Origin of the sequence: Halorhodospira neutriphila (assembly GCF_016584055.1) — a bacterium.
Classification (GTDB): Bacteria; Pseudomonadota; Gammaproteobacteria; order Nitrococcales; family Halorhodospiraceae; genus Halorhodospira; species Halorhodospira neutriphila.
The window spans coordinates 1-8,089 of sequence record NZ_NRSH01000101.1 but is presented as its reverse complement, the minus strand read 5'-3'; the positions used below and the strand labels follow the sequence as shown (position 1 = coordinate 8,089).

Annotated in this window: 10 protein-coding genes; 6 read left to right on the top strand and 4 right to left on the bottom strand. The window is 74.1% G+C overall.

From position 1 onward, the window contains the following. The coding region (locus tag CKO13_RS08995) for an ATP-binding cassette domain-containing protein (protein ID WP_200259769.1) at nt 1-1,027 on the top strand (1,027 nt) is incomplete at its 5' end. A 7-nt stretch (nt 1,028-1,034) separates the two neighbouring features. Here the strand turns inward: CKO13_RS08995 and CKO13_RS08990 are convergent. After that, on the bottom strand, nt 1,035-1,265 hold the full coding sequence (locus tag CKO13_RS08990; RefSeq protein ID WP_242467967.1) for a heavy-metal-associated domain-containing protein: 231 nt from the start codon (nt 1,263-1,265) through the stop codon (nt 1,035-1,037). A gap of 181 nt (nt 1,266-1,446) precedes the next feature. On the opposite strand from CKO13_RS08990, the gene CKO13_RS08985 reads away from it, so the two are divergent. Both CKO13_RS08985 and CKO13_RS08980 read left to right on the top strand, forming a co-directional pair. Then, nucleotides 1,447-1,923, top strand: coding sequence for an Hsp20/alpha crystallin family protein (locus CKO13_RS08985; RefSeq protein ID WP_200259766.1), 477 nt, complete (start codon nt 1,447-1,449; stop codon nt 1,921-1,923). Between the two features lie 120 nt (nt 1,924-2,043). Further along, a complete protein-coding gene (locus tag CKO13_RS08980; RefSeq protein WP_200259763.1) occupies nt 2,044-2,409 on the top strand; it encodes a hypothetical protein in 366 nt (121 codons plus the stop codon). A 69-nt stretch (nt 2,410-2,478) separates the two neighbouring features. Here CKO13_RS08980 and CKO13_RS08975 read toward each other — a convergent pair whose 3' ends face one another. Next, entirely contained in the window at nt 2,479-2,916 is a 438-nt protein-coding gene (locus CKO13_RS08975; protein ID WP_200259760.1) for a universal stress protein, read from the bottom strand. Between the two features lie 101 nt (nt 2,917-3,017). Here CKO13_RS08975 and CKO13_RS08970 point away from each other — a divergent pair, with 101 nt between their 5' ends. Genes CKO13_RS08970 through CKO13_RS08960 form a run of 3 tightly spaced genes read left to right on the top strand, consistent with a single transcriptional unit; the run spans nt 3,018 to nt 6,025 of the window. Continuing rightward, nucleotides 3,018-4,799: a carbon starvation CstA family protein gene (locus CKO13_RS08970; protein WP_200259757.1), complete on the top strand. Its 1,782-nt coding sequence runs from the start codon at nt 3,018-3,020 to the stop codon at nt 4,797-4,799. Beyond that, nucleotides 4,792-5,070 carry a cory-CC-star protein gene (locus tag CKO13_RS08965; RefSeq protein WP_200259754.1) on the top strand — a complete coding sequence of 93 codons (279 nt, stop codon included), beginning with the start codon at nt 4,792-4,794 and terminating at the stop codon, nt 5,068-5,070. Before CKO13_RS08970 ends, CKO13_RS08965 begins: the two co-directional genes overlap by 8 nt. A 10-nt stretch (nt 5,071-5,080) precedes the next feature. Continuing rightward, entirely contained in the window at nt 5,081-6,025 is a 945-nt protein-coding gene (locus CKO13_RS08960; RefSeq protein ID WP_200259751.1) for an ArsA family ATPase, read from the top strand. On the opposite strand, the gene galU is transcribed toward CKO13_RS08960, so the two are convergent. Beyond that, entirely contained in the window at nt 6,022-6,918 is an 897-nt protein-coding gene (galU, locus tag CKO13_RS08955) for a UTP--glucose-1-phosphate uridylyltransferase GalU (RefSeq protein WP_200259748.1), read from the bottom strand. The two genes, CKO13_RS08960 and galU, sit on opposite strands and share 4 nt — an antisense overlap. Nucleotides 6,919-7,014: 96 nt before the next feature. Then, nucleotides 7,015-8,089 (bottom strand): phosphoribosylformylglycinamidine synthase subunit PurQ (locus tag CKO13_RS08950; protein WP_200259745.1); only part of this gene is annotated, 1,075 nt, incomplete at its 5' end.

Here is an 8,089-nt window from a genome sequence, read left to right as displayed (position 1 = left end):
CCCGGCGCCGGGGCGCTGCCTGCGCATCCGCGGCGCCCGCGGCCACAACCTCGCCGGGCTCGACGTCGAGCTGCCCCTGGGGCTGCTCGTCGGCGTCACCGGCGTCTCCGGCTCGGGCAAGTCGACGCTGATCAACGACACCCTCTACCGCCGCGCGGCGCAGGCGCTCAACGGCGCCCAGGCGGCCCCGGCCGAGCACGACGCCGTCGACGGGCTCGAGGCGCTCGAGAAGGTCGTCGCCATCGACCAGTCGCCCATCGGCCGGACCCCGCGCTCGAACCCCGCCACCTACACCGGCGTCTTCGCCCCGCTGCGCGAGCTCTTCGCCGAGACGCCGGAGGCGCGGGCCCGCGGCTACAAGGCCGGGCGCTTCTCCTTCAACGTCAAGGGTGGGCGCTGCGAGGCGTGCCAGGGCGAGGGCGTGGTGCGCGTGGAGATGCACCTGCTCCCCGACCTCTACGTCACCTGCGACGCCTGCCACGGCACGCGCTTCAACCGCGAGACGCTGGAGGTGCGCTACCGCGGCTACACCATCGCCGACGTCCTCGAGCTGACCGTCAACCAGGCGTGCGAGCTCTTCAGCGCCCTGCCCGCCATCCACCGGCGGCTCGAGACCCTGCGCGAGGTCGGCCTCGGCTACCTGCGCCTCGGCCAGAGCGCCACCACCCTCTCCGGCGGCGAGGCGCAGCGCATCAAGCTCGCCCGCGAGCTCGCCCGGCGCGAGCACGGCCGCAGCCTCTACATCCTCGACGAGCCGACCACCGGGCTGCACTTCGCCGACGTCGAGCAGCTGCTCGCCGTCCTGCAGCGCCTCTGCGAGCACGGCAACACCGTCGTGGTCGTCGAGCACGACCTGGAGATCATCAAGTGCGCCGACTGGGTGATCGACCTCGGCCCCGAGGGCGGCGGGGGCGGAGGCCGCCTGGTCGCCGCCGGGACGCCGGAGCAGGTCGCCGCGGCGGCGGGCTCGCACACCGGCGCCTACCTGCGGGCGCTCGAGCTCCTGGCGGCGCCGGAGCCGCAGTGAGCGCCGCTCAGTCGTCCGTGACCATGCCGCTGTAGCCGATCTCCTCGAGCCGCTCGGCGACCAGGGCGGGGTCGGGCCGCCCCTCCACTGTGGCCTCGTCGGTCGCGGCGCTGACGCTGACCACCCGCTCGACGCCGGGCAGGCTCTCCAGCGCCGCGCGGACCGCGGCCTCGCAGTGGCCGCAGCTCATGCCCTCAACCCGGATCTTGACCGTCTCCATCGCTCGCTCCGTCTGCATTGGTTCACCGCTCGCCGTCGGGCCCCTGGCGGCGGCGGCAGCGTGACCCGGGACGGCGGCCTTCTCAAGGACTTGAAAACGCCCAGTGAGCCACCATTCTAAAGGATAAGGCTGAGCGGGTCGGCCACGCGCCGGCCCAGGCCGCCAAGCCCCACAGTATACCGATCAGGAGGTGATACGTATGGACCATCTGATGCGCTATGACCCCTGGAACGCCCTGCGCCAGCTGCAGACGGACCTCGACCGCTTCTTCGCCCCCGGCACGAGCCGCCCCAGCGGGGCACTCGGGCGCAGCGCCGAGGAGGAGGGCGAGACGGCGAGCAACTGGCTCCCGGCGGTGGACATCTCCGAGGACGAGCGCGCCTACAACGTCCACGTCGACCTCCCCGGCGTCGCCCCGGAGCAGATCGACGTGGCCATGGACAACGGCATGCTGACCATCAAGGGCCAGCGCGAGTCCGACGAGAGCGAGAGCGGCCCCGACTGGAAGCGCGTCGAGCGCGTCCGGGGCACCTTCTTCCGGCGCTTCACGCTGCCCGAGAACGTCGACCCGGAGGGCATCCAGGCCCGCTCGCGCAACGGCGTCCTCGAGGTGCGGGTCCCCAAGCGCCAGGAGGAGCCCGCCAAGCGGATCAAGGTCGAGGCGGCCGAGGAGTAGCCCTCGAGGGGGCCGGCGGCCGCCGCGCCTCCCGCCGCCACCCGCCTCGCCCACCGTGCCCAGGGGCCGCGGCGCCGCCGCGGCCCCTGCTGGTTGGTCCACCCCCGGCGAGGGCGCATAATGGCGGCCATGCTGCCGCGAGCCTGGATCCGCCCCGTCGCCGCCCCGCTCACCGCCGCCCTCGCCCTCGCCGGCTGCGTCTCCGGCGGGCAGGCGGGCTTCAACCAGCGCCACCCCTGGCCGGGGGAGACGGCCGCCCCGCCGCAGGGCGGGGAGACCTCGGCCCGCGAGGCGCGGCGCGCCACCCGGGCCGAGCTGCGCAGCCTGACCCAGGGCGCCCAGCTGCGCGACGCCCTGCGCGAGCTCGGCGAGGGGATCTACCGGGAGCGCTCGGAGACCCTCAGCACCTTCCCGGAGATCTTCAGGCGCCAGGGCGGCGGGGGATCGTCGGAAGAGGAGGCGAACGAGGAGGCGGACGGCGGCTGACCGGGGCGCGGCCAGCCCGGGGCGCGAGCAGCGCCCCTTCCCCCATCGCCGGCCGGGGGCGCCCTGGGCTCAGCGCTCGTGGGGGACGACCACCACCGGGCACGGCGCGTGCTGCAGGACCTGGTGGCTGACCGAGCCGAGCAGCAGCCCGGCGAAGCCGCCGTGGCCGCGGCTGCCGACGACGAGCAGCTGCGCGTCCGGGCGGGCGCGGTCGATCAGCGTCCCCACGATGCCGTGGCGCTCGGCGTGGACCACGTCCTTCTCGACGGCCACCCCCTCGGGGACCTCGGCGGCCTCGAGGGCGCGGTCGAGGATCGCGCCGGCCTCGGCCTCGAGCTCCGCGGCCGAGGGGGCGACGAGCACCCCGAGGTCGGAGTCGAGGTAGCGCCGGTCGATGATGTAGACCGCCTGCACCGGGCAGGCGCGCAGCGCCGCCTCCGCCAGGGCCCACTGCAGCGCCCGCTGCGCCCCGGCGGAGCCGTCCATCCCCACGACAATCCCGCTCATCTCGCTCCCCTCCCGTTACCGGCTGTCTTCGAGGCGTCCCGATCGATTATAGTCCTGTCCATTGTGGGAGCCTCAGGACAAGGCCGGAAAGGAGTTTCGAGATGAACGCCGTCTGGCTGGCAGTAGCGACCCTCGCCCTCTACCTCTTCGGCTGGCTGTGGTACTCGCGCTACCTCGCCGAGCGGCTCTACGGCCTCGACCCGCGCTTTACCACGCCGGCCCACCGCTACCGGGACGGCATCGACTTCGTCCCCACCAACAAGTGGGTCCTCTGGGGCCACCACTTCACCTCCGTCGCCGGGGCCGCCCCCATCGTCGGCCCGGCCATCGCCATGTACTGGGGGTGGGGCCCGGCGCTGGCGTGGGTCGGCCTCGGCACCGTCTTCGCCGCCGGCGTCCACGACTTCGGCGCCCTCGTGCTCTCCGTGCGCCACCGCGGGCAGTCCGTCGGCACCATGGCCGACCGCATCATCGGCCGGCGCGCCAAGCTGCTCTTCCTGTTCATCATCCTCATCCTGATCCTGATGGTGAACGCGGTCTTCGCCTGGGTGATCGCCAAGCTGTTCATCAGCAACCCGGCGGCGGTGCTGCCGGTGGCGCTGCAGATCCCCATGGCGCTCTGGATGGGCCGGCGCATCCTGCGCCGCGGCGGCAGCCTCCTCGTCCCCTCCCTCGTCGCCCTGGCCGTCATGTACGGCACGGCCGTGCTGACCTCGCGGCTCGAGTGGCTGCAGATCGACCTGGTGGGCTGGCTCGGCGGCGAGGGGGCGAGCACCGCGCTCCTCGGCCTCGAGGCCACGCCGGCGAGCTTCCTGATCTGGATCGTGGTGCTCCTCGGCTACGTCTACATCGCCAGCACCCTGCCGGTCTGGAAGCTGCTCCAGCCCCGCGACTACATCAACGCGCAGCAGCTGCTCGTCGGCCTCGGCATCCTCTACGCCGGGCTCTTCCTGCTCCAGCCGGCGGTCACCGCGCCGATCTACAACACCGAGGCCACGACGCCCTGGTTCCCGCTGCTGTTCATCACCATCGCCTGCGGGGCGATCTCCGGCTTCCACGCCCTCGTCGCCTCGGGCACCTCCTCGAAGCAGCTCGACCGCGAGCCCGACGCCCGCACCGTCGGCTACCTCGGGGCCCTCGGCGAGGGCGCCCTGGCGCTGATCACCATCATCGCCGTGGCCACGCTCTTCGCCGGCCCGGGCGAGTTCCTCGAGAGCTACTCGAGCTTCGCCGCCGCCGGCAACGCCGGGCTGGGCAACTTCGTCGAGGGCGCCTCGCAGCTCGCCGGCGGCGTGGGGATCCCGCCGGATATCGCCGCGACCATCGTCGCCCTGATCATCGTCTGCTTCGCGGCGACCACCCTCGACTCCGCCGTGCGCCTGCTGCGCTACATCATCGGCGAGCTCGGCACCGAGTACGGCGTCCACCCCCTCGCCCGGCGCCACGTCGGCACGAGCCTGGCCATCGGCCTGACCGCCCTGCTCGTGCTCGTCCCCGACGGCGGCAAGGGGCTGGGCTCCGGCGGCTACCTGCTCTGGCCGCTGTTCGGCACCTCCAACCAGCTGCTCGCCGGCATCACGCTGATGCTGCTCTCCCTGTGGCTCTACCGGAAGGGCCGCAACCCCCTGCCGACGCTGGTGCCGATGCTCTTCCTGCTGACCATGACCATCTGGGCGATGACGCAGCAGGTGGTCTTCGAGTGGTCCGGGCTCGGCGCCGCGGAGGCCGAGTGGCTGCTCTTCGCCTTCGGGGCGGCGATCCTCGGCTTCGCCCTGTGGATCCTCCTCGAGGCCGTGCGCCTCTTCCGCCGCCGCGACGAGCTCGAGGCCCTGCGCGACCCGGCGGACGAGGCCCCGGAGCTGGAGGGCGGCTACCGTGAGTGAGCGCAGCGAGGGCTGGCGGGCCCGCATCGCCCGGCTGCTCGAGGGCTACGACCGGATGCTGCGCCTCGGCCACGAGGCGGAGATCCGGCGCGAGCTCGAGGAGCGCGACGACCTGGTCATGCTCCTGCTCTTCGGCGAGGCCATGGGGCTGCCCAACCCGGTCTCGTACTACACCCTCGAGCTCTACCCGGCGCTCATCGAGGCCTACCACGACTGGCACCAGCGCATGGGCATGGAGCGCTCGCCGCTGGACCACATCCGCTGCTGCTAGGAGGGGGGCGATGCTCGAGCACCCCATCCTCTTCCTCTCGGGCAAGGGCGGCGTCGGCAAGACCACCGTCGCCGCCGCCCACGCCCTCGGGGCAGCCGAGGCGGGCCGGCGCGTGCTCCTCGTCTCCACCGACCCGGCGCACAGCCTCGGCGACGCCCTCGGCACCGAGCTCGGCGGCGAGCCGGCGCCGGTCACCGCCGGGCTCGACGCCGTGGAGATCGACCCGGAGGCCGAGTGCGCCCGCTACATCGAGCGGGTCAAGGGCAATATCCGCGCCACGGTCCGCTCGACGCTCATCGCCGAGGCGGAGCGGCAGATCGACATGGCCGGGCGCTCCCCCGGCGCCTACGAGGCGGCCCTGTTCGACCGCATCGTGGCGCTGCTGCTCGACGAGGCCCGCCCCGGCGAGCCCGGCGGCTACGACCAGGTGGTCTTCGACACCGCCCCCACCGGCCACACCGTGCGGCTGCTGACGCTGCCCGAGCTCATGGGGGCGTGGGTGGACGGGCTGCTCCACCGGCGCGGCGCCCACAACCGCGACCGGGCGCAGTGGCTCGGCGACGGCGAGGTCCCCGAGGACCCGGTCTACGAGCTGCTCAACGAGCGGCGCCGGCGCATCGCCGCCGTGCGCGACCGGCTCCTCGACCGCGAGCGCAGCGCCTTCGTCTTCGTCCTCACCCCGGAGCACCTGCCCATCGAGGAGACCCGCCGGGCGGTCGCCGAGCTCGCCGAGCACCGGCTCTACGTCGCCGGGCTGATCGTCAACAAGGTCCTGCCGGAGGCCGCCGACGGCGCCTTCCTCGCCCAGCGCCGGGCGGCCGAGGCCGAGCACCTGGCGGCCATCGAGCGCCACTTCGCCGCCCTGCCCCGCCGCTACATCGCCCTGCGCGGCGCCGACGTGCGCAGCCTCGACGACCTGCGCGCCATCGCCGCGCAGCTGCGCGCCCCCGCCTAGCCCGAGGGCCCGAGGCCGTCGAGGTAGTCGCGGAAGGCCGGGCCGAGCTCCGGGTGCTTGAGGCCGTAGGCCACGCTCGCCTGGAGGTAGCCGAGCTTGCTGCCGCAGTCGTAGCGCACCCCCGCGTACTCGTGGGCGAAGATCGGCTCCTCGCCCATCAGCCCGGCCATGGCGTCGGTGAGCTGGATCTCCCCGCGGCGGTCCGGGGCGGTCTGGGCGAGGTGCTCGAAGACGCTGCAGGAGAGGATATAGCGCCCCACCACGGCGAGGTTCGACGGCGCCGCGGCCGGCTCCGGCTTCTCCACCAGCCCGCGGACCGCGGTGAGCCCCTCGCCGAGCGCCTCGCCCTCGACCACGCCGTACTTGTGGGTCTCGGACTGCGGGACCCGCTCGACGCCGAGCACCGAGCCGCCGCGGGCGGCGGCCACCTGCGCCATCTGCGCCAGCACCGGCCTGCCGCCCTCGCCGACGTCGATGAGGTCGTCGGCGAGGATGACGCCGAAGGGCTCGCCGCGGCGCACCGCCGGCCGGGCGCAGGCGACGGCGTGGCCGAGCCCCAGCGCCTCGCCCTGGCGGATGTAGATACAGCTCACCCCCTCGGGCACCGTATCGCGGACCAGCTTCAGGAGCCGCTCCTTGCCGCTGGCCTCGAGCTCACGCTCGAGCTCGGTGGCGGTGTCGAAGTGGTCCTCAATGGCGCGCTTGGTCCGGCCGGTGACGAAGACCAGGTGCTCCGCGCCGGCGGCCACGGCCTCCTCGACGGCGTACTGGATGAGCGGCTTGTCGACGACCGGCAGCATCTCCTTGGGGCTGGCCTTGGTGGCCGGCAGGAAGCGGGTGCCCAGCCCCGCGACCGGGAAGACGACCGTGCGAATCGCGTTTGCCTCCGTCACTCTGGGGACCTCCTTCCGCTCAGCAATTCCTGGGTCGTGGCGCTCCCCCCCAGGATAACCCCAAGGGGCAGCACGAGGGGCGCCGGGACGGCCCCCCTACCCGAGCCAGGCCCGGGCGTTGCGGAACATGCGCAGCCACGGCCCCGCCTCGCCCCACTCCGGCGGGTGCCAGGAGTGCTGCACGGTGCGGAAGACCCGCTCCGGGTGCGGCATGAGGATGGTGGCGCGGCCGTCGTCGCTGGTGAAGCCGGTCAGCCCGCCGGCGGAGCCGTTGGGGTTGGCCGGGTAGCGCTCCGCCGGGCGGCCGGCGCCGTCGATGTAGCGCAGCACCGGGCGGGCCGCCTGCGGGTCGCCGGCGGCGAAGTCGACCCGCCCCTCGCCGTGGGCCACCGCCAGCGGCAGCCGCGAGCCGGCCATCCCGGCGAGCAGCACCGAGGGCGAGTCGAGGACCTCGACCAGCGACAGCCGCCCCTCGAACTGCTCGGAGCGGTTGCGCACGAAGCGCGGCCACGCCTCGGCGCCGGGGATGAGCTCGCGCAGGTGGGCGAGCATCTGGCAGCCGTTGCACACGCCGAGGGTGAAGGTCCCCGGCCGGTGGAAGAAGGCGCGGAAGGCCTCGCGGGCGGTGTCGTTGAAGAGGATGGACTTGGCCCAGCCGCCGCCGGCGCCGAGGACGTCGCCGTAGGAGAAGCCGCCGCAGGCGGCCAGGCCGTGGTAGCCGGCGAGGTCGTCCTCGCCGGCGAGGACGCCGCTCATGGGGACGTCCACCGCCTCGAAGCCGGCGGCGTGGAAGGCGGCGGCCATCTCGGCGTGGCCGTTGACCCCCTGCTCGCGCAGGATCGCCACCCGCGGCCGGGCGCCGGTGGCGGTGTACGGCGCGGCGACGTCCTCGGCGGGGTCGAAGGCCGGGTGCGCAGCGGTCAGCCCGGGGTCGTCGGGCCCGGGCACGGCGTCGAAGGCCTCGGCGGCGCACTCGGGGTCGTCGCGCAGGGCCTGCATGCGGTAGCTCGTCTCCGCCCAGAGGCGCTGCAGCTCGCGCCGGGGGCGGTCGAGGAGGGTCCGCTCGCCGCTGCGCACCACGACGCGGTCGTCGCCGCGGGGCGCCCCGAGGCGGTGGAGGCGCACCGCCTGCGGGCCGTCCGGCGCCCGGCGGGCGGCCGCCAGCCGCTGC

Bases quoted from the DNA above. Each gene is read 5' to 3' on its own strand.
- CKO13_RS08970 (WP_200259757.1), top strand. From the start codon at position 3,018: ATGAACGCCGTCTGGCTGGCAGTAGCGACCCTCGCCCTCTACCTCTTC.
- CKO13_RS08990 (WP_242467967.1), bottom strand. From the start codon at position 1,265: ATGCAGACGGAGCGAGCGATGGAGACGGTCAAGATCCGGGTTGAGGGC.
- CKO13_RS08975 (WP_200259760.1), bottom strand. From the start codon at position 2,916: ATGAGCGGGATTGTCGTGGGGATGGACGGCTCCGCCGGGGCGCAGCGG.
- CKO13_RS08960 (WP_200259751.1), top strand. From the start codon at position 5,081: ATGCTCGAGCACCCCATCCTCTTCCTCTCGGGCAAGGGCGGCGTCGGC.
- CKO13_RS08985 (WP_200259766.1), top strand. From the start codon at position 1,447: ATGGACCATCTGATGCGCTATGACCCCTGGAACGCCCTGCGCCAGCTG.
- CKO13_RS08980 (WP_200259763.1), top strand. From the start codon at position 2,044: ATGGCGGCCATGCTGCCGCGAGCCTGGATCCGCCCCGTCGCCGCCCCG.